Origin of the sequence: Rheinheimera sp. UJ63 (assembly GCF_021568285.1) — a bacterium.
GTDB classification, from domain to species: domain Bacteria; phylum Pseudomonadota; class Gammaproteobacteria; order Enterobacterales; family Alteromonadaceae; genus Alishewanella; species Alishewanella maricola.
On the sequence record NZ_JAKGTQ010000001.1, the window covers coordinates 253,916 to 271,271 of the forward strand.

At 47.1% G+C, this 17,356-nt stretch carries 17 protein-coding genes; 6 read left to right on the forward strand and 11 right to left on the reverse strand.

Annotated features, from left to right (window positions below; translation table 11 throughout):
- Nucleotides 1–188: 188 nt before the first annotated feature.
- From tyrR to pspA, 9 genes are all read right to left on the reverse strand, one after another.
- Nucleotides 189–1,751: a transcriptional regulator TyrR gene (gene tyrR, locus L1N97_RS01155; RefSeq protein WP_229584936.1), complete on the reverse strand. Its 1,563-nt coding sequence runs from the start codon at nucleotides 1,749–1,751 to the stop codon at nucleotides 189–191.
- Nucleotides 1,752–1,890: 139 nt separating this feature from the next.
- Entirely contained in the window at nucleotides 1,891–2,226 is a 336-nt protein-coding gene (locus L1N97_RS01160; protein ID WP_229584935.1) for a 4a-hydroxytetrahydrobiopterin dehydratase, read from the reverse strand.
- Nucleotides 2,227–2,235: 9 nt separating this feature from the next.
- Entirely contained in the window at nucleotides 2,236–3,036 is an 801-nt protein-coding gene (gene phhA, locus L1N97_RS01165; protein WP_236128587.1) for a phenylalanine 4-monooxygenase, read from the reverse strand.
- A gap of 179 nt (nucleotides 3,037–3,215) precedes the next feature.
- Complete coding sequence (megL, locus tag L1N97_RS01170) at nucleotides 3,216–4,442, reverse strand: methionine gamma-lyase (protein ID WP_236128588.1); 1,227 nt, start codon at nucleotides 4,440–4,442, stop codon at nucleotides 3,216–3,218.
- A 116-nt stretch (nucleotides 4,443–4,558) separates the two neighbouring features.
- Nucleotides 4,559–5,566, reverse strand: a complete 1,008-nt coding sequence (locus tag L1N97_RS01175) for a TIGR01620 family protein (protein ID WP_236128589.1) — start codon at nucleotides 5,564–5,566, stop codon at nucleotides 4,559–4,561.
- Nucleotides 5,563–6,948 carry a YcjX family protein gene (locus L1N97_RS01180; RefSeq protein WP_236128590.1) on the reverse strand — a complete coding sequence of 462 codons (1,386 nt, stop codon included), beginning with the start codon at nucleotides 6,946–6,948 and terminating at the stop codon, nucleotides 5,563–5,565. Before L1N97_RS01180 ends, L1N97_RS01175 begins: the two co-directional genes overlap by 4 nt.
- A gap of 25 nt (nucleotides 6,949–6,973) precedes the next feature.
- On the reverse strand, nucleotides 6,974–7,387 hold the full coding sequence (gene pspC / locus L1N97_RS01185; protein ID WP_236128591.1) for an envelope stress response membrane protein PspC: 414 nt from the start codon (nucleotides 7,385–7,387) through the stop codon (nucleotides 6,974–6,976).
- Entirely contained in the window at nucleotides 7,380–7,616 is a 237-nt protein-coding gene (pspB, locus tag L1N97_RS01190) for an envelope stress response membrane protein PspB (protein WP_226749802.1), read from the reverse strand. Before pspB ends, pspC begins: the two co-directional genes overlap by 8 nt.
- Nucleotides 7,617–7,646: 30 nt before the next feature.
- On the reverse strand, nucleotides 7,647–8,318 hold the full coding sequence (pspA, locus tag L1N97_RS01195; protein ID WP_229584930.1) for a phage shock protein PspA: 672 nt from the start codon (nucleotides 8,316–8,318) through the stop codon (nucleotides 7,647–7,649).
- A gap of 188 nt (nucleotides 8,319–8,506) precedes the next feature.
- Between pspA and pspF the strand changes: the two genes are divergently transcribed.
- Genes pspF through L1N97_RS01225 form a run of 6 tightly spaced genes read left to right on the forward strand, consistent with a single transcriptional unit; the run spans nucleotide 8,507 to nucleotide 14,860 of the window.
- Nucleotides 8,507–9,592, forward strand: a complete 1,086-nt coding sequence (pspF, locus tag L1N97_RS01200; RefSeq protein WP_236128592.1) for a phage shock protein operon transcriptional activator — start codon at nucleotides 8,507–8,509, stop codon at nucleotides 9,590–9,592.
- The gene (locus tag L1N97_RS01205) at nucleotides 9,589–11,199 is read left to right on the forward strand and encodes an ABC transporter substrate-binding protein (RefSeq protein ID WP_236128593.1); all 1,611 of its coding nucleotides are present in this window, start codon (nucleotides 9,589–9,591) and stop codon (nucleotides 11,197–11,199) included. The genes pspF and L1N97_RS01205 overlap by 4 nt, the downstream gene beginning before the upstream one ends.
- Complete coding sequence (locus L1N97_RS01210; protein ID WP_229584927.1) at nucleotides 11,196–12,212, forward strand: ABC transporter permease; 1,017 nt, start codon at nucleotides 11,196–11,198, stop codon at nucleotides 12,210–12,212. The genes L1N97_RS01205 and L1N97_RS01210 overlap by 4 nt, the downstream gene beginning before the upstream one ends.
- Nucleotide 12,213: 1 nt before the next feature.
- Nucleotides 12,214–13,107 (forward strand): ABC transporter permease subunit, encoded by an 894-nt coding sequence (locus tag L1N97_RS01215; protein WP_229584926.1) that lies wholly within the window; start codon nucleotides 12,214–12,216, stop codon nucleotides 13,105–13,107.
- Nucleotides 13,107–14,102, forward strand: a complete 996-nt coding sequence (locus L1N97_RS01220) for a peptide ABC transporter ATP-binding protein (RefSeq protein WP_229584925.1) — start codon at nucleotides 13,107–13,109, stop codon at nucleotides 14,100–14,102. The genes L1N97_RS01215 and L1N97_RS01220 overlap by 1 nt, the downstream gene beginning before the upstream one ends.
- Complete coding sequence (locus L1N97_RS01225; protein ID WP_236128594.1) at nucleotides 14,099–14,860, forward strand: ATP-binding cassette domain-containing protein; 762 nt, start codon at nucleotides 14,099–14,101, stop codon at nucleotides 14,858–14,860. Before L1N97_RS01220 ends, L1N97_RS01225 begins: the two co-directional genes overlap by 4 nt.
- A 104-nt stretch (nucleotides 14,861–14,964) precedes the next feature.
- Here L1N97_RS01225 and L1N97_RS01230 read toward each other — a convergent pair whose 3' ends face one another.
- Together L1N97_RS01230 and hupB are read right to left on the reverse strand one after the other, a co-directional pair.
- Nucleotides 14,965–16,872: a SurA N-terminal domain-containing protein gene (locus L1N97_RS01230; protein WP_236128595.1), complete on the reverse strand. Its 1,908-nt coding sequence runs from the start codon at nucleotides 16,870–16,872 to the stop codon at nucleotides 14,965–14,967.
- A gap of 140 nt (nucleotides 16,873–17,012) precedes the next feature.
- Nucleotides 17,013–17,285 carry a nucleoid-associated protein HU-beta gene (gene hupB, locus L1N97_RS01235; protein ID WP_226749793.1) on the reverse strand — a complete coding sequence of 91 codons (273 nt, stop codon included), beginning with the start codon at nucleotides 17,283–17,285 and terminating at the stop codon, nucleotides 17,013–17,015.
- Between the last annotated feature and the right edge of the window lie 71 nt (nucleotides 17,286–17,356).

Sequence of the window (17,356 nt, forward strand, 5' to 3'; positions counted from 1 at the left end):
TTGCCGACATCATGCGCGAGCGCCAGAAAAAAGAAAGAGGCAAGCCGCTGAAGAGCTGAAGGCGATAGCTGGAGCAAATTGTACAGTTAAGCATACAAAACCGCTGTTTTCCCGCTTGTTCAAACAGAAAGGCCGTCAGCACTGGCTGACGGCCTTTCCGATGTACAGCAAAGACTACAAAATCGTCTTTATATTTTTACACTCTTGCGGTTAATGCCATAGTCACGCAATTTGTTTGCCACCGCTGTATGGCTTAAACCCAGTTTTTTCGCCAATTGCCGTGAACTTGGATAGGCCGGAAACAACTTGCGCAGCAGATTAGCTTCAAAGCGTTTTACGGCTTCATCTAAAGTGCCATCAAAGTCTTGCTCTAAATAACCAAAGTCACTGGTATAGCTTGGTAACTGTAAGTGATGCTTATCTAACTCACTACCATCTAACAAGGTTACCGCACGATATAAAGCATTTTCTAATTGCCGAACATTACCTGGCCAAGGATACTGCTGCAAAAATTGACTACAGCTTTCGCTTAACTTCGGTGCTTTGCGTCCTAAACGTGCAGCGTAACGCGCAATAAAAAACTCCGCTAACGGCACCACATCTTGGCGACGTTCCCGCAGTGGCGGTAGGTTGAGCGTCAATACATTTAACCGATAGAACAAGTCTTCGCGAAATTTCGATTCTTGCACCATCGCTGGCAAATCTTTTTGCGTGGTGCACAACACTCTAACATCCACTTTGACTTCTTTCTCCTCACCCACTCGACGAAAGCTACCATCTTGTAAAAAGCGCAATAACTTCGTTTGTAGTTGATGAGACATCTCGCCAACTTCATCGAGAAAAACGGTGCCACCATTAGCTTGTTCAAAAATGCCTTTTTTGCCTTCAGCCGAACCGGCAAAAGCATTGGGACCATAACCAAATAACTCAGACTCCGCGACGTTATCAGGCATTGAGGCACAAGGCACTGTTAAAAACGGTTTACCGTGACGTCCGCCCGCGGCATGACAAGCGCGTGCCAGTAACTCTTTACCCGTGCCGGTTTCACCCATAATCAGGATAGGGGCATCAAGTTGCGACATCCGTCGTGCTTCACGTACCACTTTGCGCATGGCATTACTGGTTGCTTGAATGCTATTGAAGCTTTCTTGATCGCCTTTTTTAAAGGCAATCATATGCTGACCCAGCCGGCTCTCAGATTTCAGGTTTATCACCGCTCCCGCTAAGATATCTTTACCCGTTTCGTCCGGCACGTGTACTGGTAGAATGTCGGCGATAAAGCGTTTGCCATGAATTTCAAAACGACGAGTTTGCGCCAAAACGTCATCACCTTCTAACCAGCGCAGAAAATTAAAGCCTTTTACCATGCCTTGCAGCGATTGATCGGCAATCTCTTCGCGGGCAACCGACAGCGCTTCTAACGCCGCATCATTAATTACCGTTACATTGGCTTTAGCATCAATGGCAATTAAGCCATCGGGTAAAGTACGCAATAATGTCATTAATTCGTTATGCTCACGCTCAGACGGTAAAAACGCCGTCGTTTTCACGTCTTCTACGCCATTAATGCGGCGCATTTTTGCCATTAACTCTTGGAACTGCTGAAAGTCGACAGTAGGGAAAGATACATAGATTTTGTTTAACGAAGGATCAACCTCGATACCGCGCAGGTCAAGCTGGTAACTGACCAGAATATTCAGCACATCCTGCGCCAGCCCCAGCCGATTTTGACAAAGAATTTCTAAACGCATAGCCTTATTACACCTCTGGCTTAACAGATGATGCATGATACGGTATAGAATGGCTGACAGACCAGTTATTTTCGTAAAGAATTCTGCACAAAATAAAACTGGCGCCCTCGGCGCCAGTTTTTTCGTCAAGCTGCCATCATCACAGCAGTGCGTCGGTTTTTGCGGCGCAAATAAAATCGTTTTTATGCAGGCCTTTAATCGAGTGCGACCACCAGGTCACCGTTAATTTGCCCCATTCCAGTAATAACGCCGGATGATGACCTTCGGCTTCAGCTAATTCGGCCACTTTATTATGAAAAGCCCAAGCTTGCTTAAAGTTTTTAAACTTATATTCGCGCTCTAATTGTAAGATGCCATCACGCACTATCGGCGTCCAATCGGGCAACTGTCGCATTAATTCAGGTAATTCCGCATCTGATACTTTAGGGGCATCTGCGCGGCAGGCTTCACATTGCATTGTGGTTAATTGTGTCATGAACTCTTCCTAACTGGCTTGTTTTTCTTTTGGCGGAAATTTCGGGGCATGTAAACCGAGTGCCCGAGCTTGGTTAACCAACTGCATCATATCTAACTGCGAGATGTCGAACAGATCATCAATGCTGTTAATCATAAAGTAGATGGGTTGCATAATATCAATACGATAAGGGGTTCTTAGCACATCCACCGCATCAAAAACTTTGCGTTCGGGTATATCTGAGCCCAGTGCATACTGCGTTTCACCCGGTGACGATAAAATACCACCGCCATAAATACGTAGGCCATCGGCGGTATTAAGTAAACCAAATTCAATGGTAAACCAATAGAGACGGGCTAAGTAAACGCGGTCTTGCTTACTGGCCGCTAAACCCAGTTTACCGTAAGTATGGGTAAATTCAGCAAAGGCTGGATTGGTAAGCATGGCGCAGTGGCCGAAGATTTCGTGAAAAATATCCGGCTCTTGTAGATAATCAAACTCTTCGCGACTTCGAATAAAGGTTGCCACAGGAAAACGTTTGTTCGCTAACAACTCGAAGAATTTATCAAAGCTGATCAGGGCCGGTACTTCGGCACATTCCCAACCGGTACACTCGCGCAGTACTTGGCTCACTTCCTCTAATTGTGGAATGCGATCTTGCGGTAACTGTAATTTCTCTAACCCAGCCATATACTCAGCGCAAGCTTTACCTTCGATCACACTGAGTTGCCGAGTGATTAATTCATGCCAAATCTGATTTTCTTCCGCACTCCAGTGGATAATGCCTTGATCATCCGACTGTCGTGACTGATATTTACTTGTCTTAGTCATACACTACCTGTTGTCTTAATGAAGGTCGGTATTCAACCGAATCGCTTGGGGGCATTATTATTGTTGGGCGGTGACCCAAGCGTAATAGCTGCAGATACTAGATGATCGGGCGACAGGAGTTAATCCTGTGCGCCCGATTAATGTCATGCACAAGCGTAAAGCTGGCATTACAGTGAGCGTCAAGCGGGCAGAGAGTGGCTCTGGCGTTGTGGCACCGCGACAGCAATAATACTCAGGGCACGTTGCAAGTCGGCCAAAATATCATCGATATGCTCTAAGCCAATAGAAACGCGGATCAGGCCATCACTAATACCTGCTTTGGCCCGCTCTTCTGCCGTATAAGGGCTGTGTGTCATTGACGCAGGATGTTGAATTAATGATTCGGCATCACCTAAACTCACCGCAATGTTAAACAGCTGACAACGATTGATGACCTGTCGGCTTTGTTCCAAGCTGGCCTTTAATTCAAAAGCAATAACTCCACCGGCCGCTTTCATCTGATTACCAATAAAGCGATAACCTGGATGTCCTGGCAGACCCGGATAATACACGGCGGCGATTGCCGGATGCGCTTGTAAAAATTCAGCCACTTGCTGGGCATTTTCACAATGACGCTGCATACGTACCGATAACGTTTTTAAGCCACGAATAATTAACCAAGCATCATGTGGGCTCATCGTCGCCCCCATGTCTTTTAACGTGGTCATTTTGATTTGTTGAATGTTGTCTTGATCCGACACAATAATCCCCGCCACCACATCGCCATGACCATTGAGATATTTGGTCGCACTGTGAATGACAATATCAGCGCCATATTGGGCAGGTTGCTGTAATAACGGCGTTAAAAAGGTATTGTCGACGACCGACATCATATTGTGCTCGCGACACAGCCCGCATAAGAAGGCCAGATCTAACACCACTAAATTGGGGTTAATCGGTGTTTCTAAAAACATCATCTTGGTGTTGGGTTGGATCGCCGCCCGTACTGCGTCATGATCGGTCATATCAACAAAACTGACCTCGATACCATAGCGACGGAATTGATGATTAAACAGTGCAAAGCTACAACCATAAATGGCTTGGCTGGCAATCAGGTGATCACCTTGTTGTAAAAACGCCATGGTCGCCGCGGCCACCGCGCCCATCCCCGTTGCCGTCGCCGCGGCATCGGCCATACCTTCTAAGGCCGCCACTTTTAACTCTAATTCACGGGTGGTGGGATTGCCCAAGCGGGTGTAAATATAACCCGGTTGCTCACCTGCAAATCGCGCAGCACCTTGCTCGGCATTGTCAAATACAAAGGTTGAGGTTTGATATAAAGGCGTACTCAGCGCGCCATGCTGATCAACAGCCTTGCCAGCATGGATACAGAGGGTTTCTAGATGCTTATTTTTAGGTTGATGCATAATGATGTCTGCTTGTGGCTTAACTTGTTAATAACATTAACTCGCGCCAGCAGAAAGGGAAGCAAGCCAGACGGCTTGCTGTCTGAAGCAACAACATATCTTACCAGTTAAAATTGTCAGCTTTTATTGTCAGTTGCAGTTTGGCCTTTAAAGCGCCCTACTAAGACTTTGGCTAATTCGCTCACACTGACCTTTTGGTTCACTTGCAGGGGTAAAGGGCGTAATTGTTGTTGCGCTAAACTGCCAATGCGGGCGACCAACAAACCGGCAATCACGCCTTGTCCAGCGCGGGCAGAAATTTTTGCCGTTAGCTCACTACTGAGCACATCCGACGCCATATCGAGCACCACCTCAGAGCCGCCTGCCCACAATAAGGCGGTAAAGGTCCGCTTTAACATCGCCATACTGCGTAATTGACCAATAGGCGCACCATATACCTGCGCTAATTCGCGTAACATGCGACTGCTGCGCCATAACACCAATAACATATCGGCCAAGGCAAAAGGACTGATCGCCACCGCCAAACTGCTATCGGTACTGGCGCGCCAAATCACCTGCCGAGATTTCTTATCGGCATCGCTTAGCACCAACTGATTAAATAAATTCAGTTGCTCTTGATCACTGTGCTCGGGCGTTAGCGCTTGCTGCCAACGCGCAGTTGCTGCGGTTAACGAGCTACTCGGTGGTAATACCGCTAACATGTCTTGGCACAAAGCTGCGGCTTCACCAAACTGCACGCTGTCATTGATCCGTGTGGCTTGTTGCTGCCAACGCTGATTTTGCTTTAAGCGCCGCCATAACTGCCACTCTCTAAACCCCACGATCAACACGACACTACCAAGCACCACACTGAGTAAGCTACTGAGTATTGCCATCGGTATACTGGCTTGCCAACTTTGTTGCCACCACGCTAACCATTGCCATATCGCCAACACTAGCACCAACACGACGCCCACATATATTAACTTGCTAACGAGGCGTGAACCGGGCTCGCTGGCTAGCTCGCTGGGCTCTGGTAGCTCTGGCTGTATAGCGTGTTCGCTAAACTGTGCACGCGGTTGTAACAAAGGACTGTTCACATCGGCCACATCGCTAAAGCGTTGCGCAGGCTTTAAATCCGTCATTGTAATTTGTCTCCTAGTAGAAACTCCAAGGCGTGATCCATCCGCACATGTGGCATTGGTTGTTGTCCGCGGTGTTGCAACGGCGCGAGCGCCGGAAATTGAAAAGGATGCCGGTTAAATAAGGCCGCATCCGGCAGTTTAGCCGGTACTTCACCTGGAAACAGCGTGACCTTATTTCCGCTATCTAACTCAACACCACTGATACAAGGGCTTTTTTGCCCAGCGTGTTGCACAAATCCGGCGCTACTGGCTCGGATCGCTGCTAAGGCCATGGCCTCACTTTTTGCTGACGCATAATGGCTATGTTTAATCGGCTGTAGTAAAAGCTGCTGCAATAATAACGTCAGGGCTTTATGTTGCTCGGGTGTGACATGATCGGCCTTACTCGCGGCAAACAGCACTTTATTAATCTGTGGTTTAAATAAGCGGCCCAGAATACTGGCGGGGCCATAGCGGAAGCTTTGCATAATTAAACCTAAGGCCTGCTGTAGTTCTTGCATCGCAGCGAAGCCAGCATTCAGTGCGGATAAGCAATCCACTAACACGACTTGACGATCTAAGCGGGAAAAATGCTGTCGATAAAAGGGTTTAATCACGTAATCACAATAGCTGTGATAATGCTCGCTGAGTTGTTGCAGCAACGGGCTATCCTGCTTTAATTGCGCCGGTAACAACGGAAAAAGTTTTAACATTGGCGCGCCGGCTAATTCGCCAGGCACTAATAAACGACCGGGTTGATGCAAAAACGTCGCCGCATTCGCGCGAAAAGTGTGTAATAAATTTAAATAAGCATCGGTTAAGCGCTGCAACTGCAATGCGCTAACATCGTTTAAATCGGTATTGGCTAGCAAGTCTGCAAAAACTTGTGCTTCAGCTTGACGATGTGGCTGCTGAAACAGCGTCCAACAAAATGATGACCACTGCTGATAATCTTGCTGCAACATCGGAAGGTCAAGTAACCACTCACCAGGGTAATCGACAAGCTCGAGTTGTAACTCACTGCGCTGTTGGATCTTCGAGCGCCAGCCCGCGGCTGATTTATAACGTAAAGTGAGGTTTAATTGGCTCCAACCAGCCGTAGACGGTGGCCATGTCGCTGGCTGTTGCTGTAAATACTGCACGTTTTGTTCATAAGGGAACCGCGGAAAAGCCAAGGGTTGATTATTGGCTAGCCGCCCACCCAAATAGCGCCCTTGTTGTACCACAGCAAAAAACGGCAAATGTTCTGGCTGATCGCCCAGCGTCAACTGATGCACTAAGGAAGTAATAAATGCGGTTTTGCCAGCACCACTGAGCCCCGTCACGCCAAGGCGCAAATGCCGATCCAGTGCGCGTTGGCCCCATTGTTGACTTTGATACTGAATGCTTTCTAACCAACTCATAATACTCGCTTAGTCTGTTAAGACATCAGAGGTTATTAAACTCTCGATTTAACTGAAAGTGGCTTGAGGTGACATGCCGCTCCATATCACGCAACGTCAACTCCATGCTATTAAATTGGTGGTTTAAGTGCTGTAACGCCTGTTTTGGTGACTCACCACGTTGCCAAACTCGAGTTTTCAGCTCAACCGATTTCCCATTATAGATGGAATTGCCTGCCCCGGCGGTTGGCGGTTGAGCCAGTGACTTTTTTTCAAGCACCACCCAAGCTGCAATATAGAGTACAAAAACTAAACCACCTGCGCCAAGAAAAGCAGCAGAAATGGTAATAATACGTACCAGCCAAATTTCCCAGCCGAAGTAATCAGCGATACCAGCACACACCCCCGCGATCTTGCCATTTTCATCATCGCGCAGTAATTCAGCTCTTTTCTTAATCATGTTGCGTCCTCCAACGTGGACTTTCTGCATCTAAAATCGCTTCTAGTGTTTTAATACGCTCCGACATTTTCTCAGCGCGGTGCGCCAATTCATTTAACTGCTCTAACTCACTGGCCGAGAGCCCCTGCTTAATTTTATTTTTACTGCGATAATGCATAATCACCCACAGCGGTGCCACAAAAAGCATAAACAGTATCAGTGGCACAAAAATTAATTCATGTAAATCCATGGTTTAACCCTTTTGAAACGACGCCTGTACTCAGGCGTCTTTAGAACCTTGCTGCATCTTGGCTTTTAAAGCAGCCAATTCGTGATCAATCTTATCTTGCGCCGCCAGTTCAGCGAACTCGTCTTTTAAGGTCTTTTTGCCTAAGTCGTAGGCTTCAACCTGCGCTTCTAAGTTATCAATTTTTTGCTCATAGCGTTCAAAGCGATACATCGCATCATTCAGCTTAGTGCTATCTAGGGTTTTCTTCACTTCTAAACGATTCGCCACCGTTTGCTGGCGCATCAGCATACTTTTTTGGCGTGCTTTGGCATCCGCCAGTTTTTCTTGCAGCTGCGAGACTTCATCCTGCAATTTACTGATATGTTCATCCAGATTAGCAATATCACGGCTTACCGCATCCGCTTGCGTTTGGGCTTTTTGCCGTTCAATCAAAGCGGCGCGCGCTAAATCATCGCGATCTTTCGATAAGGCTAATTCGGCTTTAGCTTGCCAATCGTTCACTTCTTCATGCAAACGATTAACCACACGCTGTAATTCTTTTTTCTCAGCGATTGTTTTAGCCGATGAAGAACGCACTTCGACTAAGGTGTCTTCCATTTCTTGGATGATTAACCGCACCATTTTTTCTGGATCTTCAGCTTTATCCAGTAATGCGTTGATATTCGAGTTGACGATATCGGAAAAGCGGGAAAAAATGCCCATAATGTAATCCTCTGCGTTAAGTAAATAGTGTTTACCCCTTAACCTTATTCAGATTCCTTGCCAACTTGGTAATAAATTTTAAATCAATGAATATAAACAGGTTTATTTAAAATAAAAATAAAACTGTTCCTACCATCGGTTATGAAATACACTATAAATTAGTTAATTTAACCAACTAATAGCTCACCATGAATCAAAAGTTTCGGCAAGATAATCTCATCGGCCAAGCCAACAGCTTTTTAAACGTGCTTGACCAGGTGTCACAATTGGCTCCGCTGGATAAACCGGTTTTAATCATTGGTGAGCGCGGTACGGGTAAAGAACTGATTGCCGCCCGCCTACATTTTCTATCTAAACGTTGGGATCAACAATATCAAACGCTTAACTGTGCCGCACTGAACGAAAACCTGCTTGAAAGTGAATTATTTGGCCATGAAGCCGGCGCTTTTACCGGTGCCAGTAAACGCCATGAAGGCCGCTTTGAACGGGCCAGTGGTGGCACTTTATTTCTAGATGAACTGGCGAATACCCCCGCGATGGTGCAAGAAAAACTGCTGCGCGTTATTGAATACGGTGAGTTTGAACGTGTTGGCGGCAGCCGACCGATCCGAGTCGATGTGCGCCTGATTTGCGCAACCAACGAAGATTTACCGTCAATGGCGGAGCTAGGTGAATTTCGTGCCGACTTGCTTGACCGCCTCGCTTTTGATGTGATCACCTTGCCACCGATGCGTGAACGCCGTGAAGATATTATGCAACTGGCCGAGCATTTTGCTATGAATATGGTTCGCGAGTTAGGCCTAGAGCTGTTTAGTGGTTTTACTGAGCGGGCAAAACGCACCCTGCTCGATTATGACTGGCCGGGTAATGTCCGCGAATTAAAAAACGTGGTAGAGCGCGCGGTATATCGCAATAATAATGCTTATGTGCCGGTACATGAGATCCAACTCGATCCTTTTGAGTCGGCGTTTCGCCCCCAAAAACGGACTAAGACCAGCCATGCCGTGAAAACGCCAGCCGTTGTTGATAAAACAACTGAGCTCGCTAACCCCTCGCCTTTTTCGCCTGCGCCGCCTTCGGCCACCGAACATGACTTTAGCCAACCTTTAGATTTTAAAATCCTGTCGCAAGATTTTGAAATCAATTTAATCAAGCAAGCGCTAGCAGCAAGCCAGTATAATCAGAAAAAAACAGCAGAAATGCTAGGACTGACTTATCATCAGTTAAGAGGTTATATGAAAAAATATCAGCTGCTGGATAGCCAACAAGCATGAAAAATCGATTAATCGCGCTGCTGGTCAGTGTTGTTTGGCTCGCCGGGTGCCAACAAGAAGTACCCGAGACAGTGCGCTCAGGCTTAGTTTATTGCGCAGAAGGCCCCCCTGAACACTTTAATCCACAGCGCGTGACCTCAGGCACGACTATCGATATTATCAGCCAGCAACTTTATGATCGTTTGCTGGATATCGATCCTGAGAACGGTAACTTGCTGCCTGGCTTAGCGGTATCTTGGCAACGATCGGCCGATGGCCTGATCTATGATTTCACCTTACGCCAAGATGTAAAATTTCATCAAACCCGTTTTTTTAGCCCAAGTAGGCCCTTCAACGCGGATGACGTTGTCTTTACTTTTGAGCGGATAATGGAGCCTAGCCACCCTTATCACTTTTTAGGTGGCGGCAACTATCCGTACTTTCAAAGCGTTAACTGGGCCGCTTTAGTGCAGCAAGTTAGCGCTATAGGCCCTAATCAGGTGCGCTTTGAGCTGAGTCGTCCTGACAGCTCGTTTTTATCCAACCTAGCAACGGACTTTGCTGCGATTTTATCTGCCGAGTATGCCGCAAACCTGTTAACCGATGGGCAGCAGGCTTTGTTAGATAGTCGACCGATTGGCACGGGGCCATTTCGCTTTCGTGAATATCAAAAAGATGTGCTAGTGCGTTTATATCGCAATACTGACTATTGGCGTGGCCAATCGGCCATGGAACAATTGGTATTTGATATTGTGCCAAATAATGCCAAACGCATGGCAAAACTGCTGACGCATGAATGTGATATCGTGGCCTTTCCGCGTCTGGCTGAGCTTACGCTGATTAGCGAACGTCCCGATGTTAAAGTGCAAGAAAGTACCAGCATGAACGTGGGTTTTTGGGCTTTTAACACCACCAAAGCGCCATTTGACCAAGTTAAAGTGCGCCAAGCTTTGGCAATAGCGATTAATCAAAGCGCGATTTTACAGGCGGTATATTTTAATCAAGCCACTGCGGCCAAAGGGATCTTGCCGCCAACCTCGTGGGCCTTTGAGCAAAAGCTCCCCGACGCAGAATACAATCCACAGCGCGCACGCGAGTTGCTGGCAGAAAGCGGTTTAGCTGCTGGCTTTAGCATGGATATCTGGGCGATGCCGGTGCAGCGTTTGTATAACCCCAACGCGTTAAAAATGGCGGAACTGATCCAAGCCGATCTGGCTAATATTGGCGTAACTGCTAATATAGTAAGTTATGAATGGAACACCTTTCGGCGTAAATTATCCGAAGGAGAGCATGATTCGGTGTTAATTGGCTGGGCCGCTGATAACCCGGATCCTGATAACTTCTTTAGCCCGCTACTGAGCTGTGCCGCGGCCGATAGCGGAAGTAATCGCGCATTGTGGTGTGATCCGACCTTTGATTTATTGCTGAGTCAAGCGCTCAGTACCGACAACCAAGAGGCACGCCGTGCTTATTATCTGGCGGCACAACGTCATTTACATGCAGAAATGCCCTTAGTGGCGATTGCGCACTCGCAGCGTTTTCAGGCCATTAATGCTAATGTTGAAGGCGTTATCATTAACCCTTACGGTGGCATCGCGCTGTTTGCCGCTAGGCGGGTGCTACCATGATTGTTTTTTTACTACGTCGCTTGTTTTTACTTGGCACCGTCTTGTTAGGTCTAAGTATCTTTGCTTTTGCGCTCGGTTATTTATTTCCTGGCGATCCGTTACAAAACTTCAGTGGTCTGCGTTATATCGACAGTACACAGCGCGATTTACTGATCAGTGAGTATCGGCTCGACCAATCTTACTTGGCACAGTATTTGGCTTTTCTTGAACGCATTATCGCGGGTAATTGGGGCTTATCCTTTGCCAGTCAGCAACCGCTGTTACAAGAGATCTGGCAAGTACTGCCCGCCACCTTAGAATTAACCGCCTACGCCCTACTGCTCTCTTTTGTACTGGGTGTGCCCTTCGGTATTTTAGCCGCCATTAAACCGCAAGGGGTATTTGGCAAGACCATCTCTGGGCTGGCATTGATCGGTTATTCCTTACCTATTTTCTGGTGGGCTTTGTTACTCATTATGTTTTTTTGTATTGGGCTCGGCTGGTTTCCCTCTGGCGGTCGTATCGGTGTGTTATACGAAATCCCCAACGTTACCGGCTTTATTATGCTCGATATTATGTATGCTGATGTTAGCTATCAACAAGCGGCCTTCCACGATGCGCTAACACACTTAATTTTGCCCACCTTAGTCCTCGCCACCTACCCCACTACCGTGATGATCCGCTTTGTACGCGATGCGATGCTTGAGGTGTGGGATCAAAATTATATAAAAACGGCCAAAGCTAAAGGCTTAAACCGGCTACAAGTGTTATATCGACATGGCTTGCGTAATGCGTTGTTACCGGTGATCCGGCAAATCGGTTTGCAGTTTAGCGCCCTCATCACGCTAGCGATGTTAACAGAAGTCATTTTCTCGTGGCCTGGGATAGGCCGTTGGTTAATAGACAGTATTTATCAGCGCAACTTTCCCGCGATCCAATCGGGTTTAATGATTATTTCGACGTTGGTGATTACTGTTAATATGCTGACTGAAATTCTGCATACGCTGTTTAATCCGCTGGCCAGGAAGTCTTAATATGGCTAAATTTCGTCTCTATCTAGAAGAAAACAATCGCTCACCACTGGCACAGTTATGGCGTGAGTTCTCTCGGCAACACAGCGCTTTGGTGGGGTTAACACTCTTTGCCAGTTTTTTACTCTTCAGTGTTATTGCGCCCTTTATCACCCCGCATGATCCGTATTTTCAAGCCGATAATTTATTACTACTGCCGCCGTCTTGGGCCCCTGACGGCTTAGTGCAATACCCGTTTGGTACCGACGACTTGGGACGCGATCTGCTTTCTAGAATGCTCAAAGGCACTACCTACACTTTTGGTTTAGCCTTAGTGACGGTATTAGCCAGCTTAATGGCCGGTTTAGCATTAGGCGCATTAGCCGGTATGAGCCGTGGTGTTAAATCCAGCTTCTTTAATCACTTACTCGATTTGGTTTTAACGATTCCCTCATTATTGCTGGCGATTATTATCGTCGCAATTCTAGGCCCTGGTTTAGCTAACACCGCTTGGGCCATTATTTTGGCGCTCTTACCACAATTTGTGCATGGCATTCGTAATGCCATTGCCGATCAGTTAAAGCGCGATTATGTTACCGCCTACCGCTTAGATGGTGCGAATAACTGGCAGGTGTTAACCCGTGTGGTGATCCCAAATATCTGGGAAAAAATTACGGTCATGAGCAGCATGGCCTTATCCACGGCGATCTTAGATATCGCGGCGCTGGGCTTTTTAGGCTTGGGAGCACAGGCCCCTACCGCGGAATGGGGGGCGATGATCAGTGATTCTATGGATCTGATCTACGTGGCCCCCGCCAGCGTGGCAGTGCCCGGCTTACTGATTTTCGCGGCGGTATTATCCGTTAATTTATTAGGTGATGGTTTAAAAGTGGCTATTCAAAAACGGCGGGAAAGCTAATGTTGCTGCTGGATATTAAAAACCTGACTATCGAACTAGAAACCCCTGAAGGGCTGATCCGCGCCGTCGATCGCGTGAGCCTCAGTTTACGCGAAGGTGAAACACGGGGCTTAGTGGGTGAATCGGGCTCAGGCAAAAGCTTGATAGCCAAAGCAATTGTCGGTGTACTCAATCGTCGCTGGCAAGTTACCGCCGATCGCTTTAACTGGATGGGCCAAGATATGCTGCGGGTAACGGCTGAACAACGGCGGCAAATTATCGGTAGAGATATCGCGATGATTTACCAAGAGCCCAGCCGCAGTTTGGATCCCACCGCCGAAATTGGTGAGCAACTTGAAGAAGCCATCCCCAGCCACCTGCTGACCGGTAGCTGGTGGCAAAAACCTTTTTTGCGGCGCAAAAGAGCCATTGCCTTGCTGCACAAAGTGGGGATCCGCGATCATAAAAGCATTATGCAAAGCTATCCCTATCAGTTATCAGAGGGGATTTGCCAAAAAGTGATGATTGCCATGGCCATCGCGAAAAACCCCAAACTGCTTATTGCCGATGAGCCCACCACCGCTTTAGAAAGTACGACCCAAGCGCAGCTGTTTCGTTTGCTGGCCAGCTTTAACCAATTAAAAGGCATGGCGGTATTGTTAATCAGCCACGAACTGGAGAGTGTCGCGCGTTACACCCAACATATTAGTGTGCTGTATTGTGGACAATTAGTAGAAAGCGGCGAAACCAGCCAAATTCTCAAGCACCCGTTTCATCCCTACACTAATGCCCTGATTAAAAGCGTACCTGAGTTTCAGAGTAACCTAGCCCCCAAAACCCCTCTGTATGCATTACCGGGCAGTATTCCAACCTTACAACATGTGCCGATTGGTTGTCGCTTAGGGCCACGTTGCCCAAATGCTCGCAAAGAGTGTGTAAAAACACCGGTGCTAGAACGGCTACAAAATCATTATTACAGTTGCCACTTCCCTCTGAAAAAGCGAGATGAATCATGAGCGCCTTACTCGAGGTGGAACAGCTTAGCAAATGCTACTTTAAACAGCGTGGGCTAAACCGTAAAAAAATTATTGCCTTACAAGATGTCAGCTTTAGCTTAGACACCGGAAAAACCTTGGCAATTATCGGGGAAACCGGTTCAGGTAAAAGCACCTTGGCCAAGTTGTTAGTGGGCATCGAAAAACCCGATAGCGGCATTATTCGCCTGTCAGGACAGCAAGTCGATATTACTAACTATAAAAAGTATAACCACGTTATCCGGTTTATCTTTCAAGATGCTGGCCACTCACTTAATCCGCTACAAAAAGTCGGGCAAATGTTAGAAGACGTACTGCGCTTTAGTACCATTTTAGATACTGAGCAACGCCGTGTAAAAATCCGTAGCACCCTTCGCACCTTGGGTTTATTGGATGAACATGCAGAGTACTACCCGCATATGTTCTCTGGGGGGCAATTACAACGGGTCGCGCTGGCACGAGCCTTAATTCTCGATCCCAAGCTGCTGATCTTAGATGAAGCCTTAACCGCACTGGATCCTTCTTTACGCGCCCAAATTGTTAACCTGCTGCTAGAGCTACAGCAAAAAAATGGCTTGGCGTATTTATTAATTACCAATAACTTACGTTTGGTACGTCATATTAGTGATGAGATGCTGGTGTTACATGAAGGACAAATGGTCGATGTGGGTAATACCACCGCGGTGTTCAATAACCCCGTACATGACTATACCAAGCGTTTAATTAAAAGTAGCGCCTAACACCGAAGAAAAACGCTGCTAGCACAGCCTGTGCTCAAATGAATAAAAAAGGGAGCCGTTGGCTCCCTTTTCAGTGTTTTGGCGTTAACGCCGTTTCAATGCGCTTACAACTGCTCACTCAAATCAGTCGTGCGTAATTGACGCGTGATCTTAGCGTCAGCTTTTAAAGTGGCAATTAGCGCTTGATAATGCAGCTCTGCTTGCTGACGTGCAATCGCTTCTAACTGGCTGGTATCTGGCACACTGCTAATATTGGCAGGGGTAACCGCATCCACCGCCACTAATACCACATCACCGTTACTTAACTGCACCGAGTCAATACTGGCTTGATCGTTAGTAGGTCTTGGCATAGCAAACGCTTTACTGCGTACCTCTGTTTCTAAACTACCACCAAACCGCGGCGTGGCAGCACTATCAACGATGCTCGCCTCTGCTTTACTCGCCATCGCGGCTAAATCGCCACCTGCGGCGACGAGCTCTGCCGCATAGGCAGCAGCTTGTTTGGCCATTTCAGCTTGTTGTACTGCGTTTTGTACTTCAGCGCGCACTTCATTTAAACCTAAGGTACGTGCCGGTACATGTTCTTTAACGCGCATCACCACAACATGCTCGCGAGCAATTTCTAACACATCGCTGTTTAAGCCTTCGGCAATGAAGTTCAAATCAAATAACCGATTCAAAATAGCCGGTTGTGATAAGGGCTCTGCCGCATTAGCGCGCTCAAATAAGCCGGTAGTTTTAACTTGTAAACCAACCACATCAGCGGCTTCTTCTAAGTTGTCAGGCTGCTCAAACGAGACTTGTGCTAAACGCTGTTGCAGATCATAAAATAAGGCCGTGGCTTGCTCCGCTTTTAACGTTGTCGCAATTTCTGCAGCAACCTCAGCTAAAGGTTTAGTCACTGCCGGCTCAAGCGTGGCTAACTTGATAATATGATAACCATATTCACTTTTCACTACGCCAGATAATTGGCCTAGTTCTGTTAGCGCAAAAGCGGCTTCTTCGAACACAGGGTCCATTTGACCGGCCACCAACTCACCTAAATTACCGCCATTTTCGGCAGAGAAGGTATCGGCAGAACGGGTTTTTGCTAACTCAGCAAAATCTGCACCTTGTTGTAATTCCGCTAATAAGGCAGCAGCTTGTGCAGCAATAGCGGCATCTTCACTTTCGCTTTCCAGCATAATGTGGGCAAATTCACGCTTTTCTTCGGTGCCATAGCGCGCAGCGTTAGCTTGATAGTAATCAGCCACTTGCTGCTCAGTCACTTCGATGTCTTCCGCTAACTTGGCCGCTGACAATTCTACATATTCAGCAGAGATTTGCTCAGGCGTCATAAAACGGCTGATATTTTGCTGATAGTACTCTTGCAGCATATCGTCGCTGACACTAACTTGCTCAGCAAAACGCTCAGCAGTTACCGTGAAATAACGGATGTCACGTGTTTGCTGTTGTAACGACAGCAATAAATTAATTTCGGCAGGTAAACCAAATTCACTGCCCACTAAGCCTTGCATCAGTTGGGTTGTGGCTAAACCTTCGCGAACCATTTCGCGGAAGTCAGCAGGTTGATAACCGGCTTGGCGTAATAACGCGATAAAGCGATCTTGATTAAACACGCCATCAACTTGGAATTCTGGTAGGCCAGTAACGGTTTCACGTACTTGATCATCACCTACCCGCAAACCCAACTTACGGGCAAATTGCTTTTGTAAGGTTTCGTCAATTAAACGTTCTAACACTTCATTACGAAAGTTAGCCATATACGCAGGATCGGCGGCTAACATATCGTACATTTCACCAAACTGCTGTTGCATACGAGCACGTTCATTTTGTAATGCTTGCTCATACTGCACCTGACTAATGTCATCGCCATTAACCACGGCAACAACCGCATCACGTGGCGTACTTAGGTAACCACCAACCCCGGCCAGGGCGAATGTCAGGATAACCAAGCCCAAAATGATTTTGGCGGTCAATCCCTGCGAGCCTTCTCTGATTCGTTCTAACATCTTTGCTCTTTCTCTGTTATCGGTGACACAAAAGTTTGTGCTAAAAAAAAAGCGCATCTTAACAGATGCGCCTTTTTTATAGAAGCCTTGGCATTGTCTGCGGGCTTAAGGACCCTCCCGGCGCGCCGGGCAGAATACTGTTAGTTTACTGCGTCTTTTAACGCTTTACCTGGCTTAAATGAAGGAATCTTCGCAGAAGCGATTTGAATAGTAGCACCAGTTTGTGGGTTACGGCCAGTACGGGCAGCACGCTCGCGTACAGTGTAAGTGCCAAAACCAACTAAAGCTACAGAATCGCCTTCCTTAAGAGCTTCGGTAACAGCGTCGATGAACGCGTCTAAAGCACGACCTGCTGCGGCCTTAGAAATGTCTGCATTCGCAGCAATTTTGTCGATAAGTTGAGACTTGTTCACAATATCATCCCCTTCAATTGTTATTATTTTCTACAACGTCAAGCTATTAGTTTTTAGAAGTTGCCCGCTTG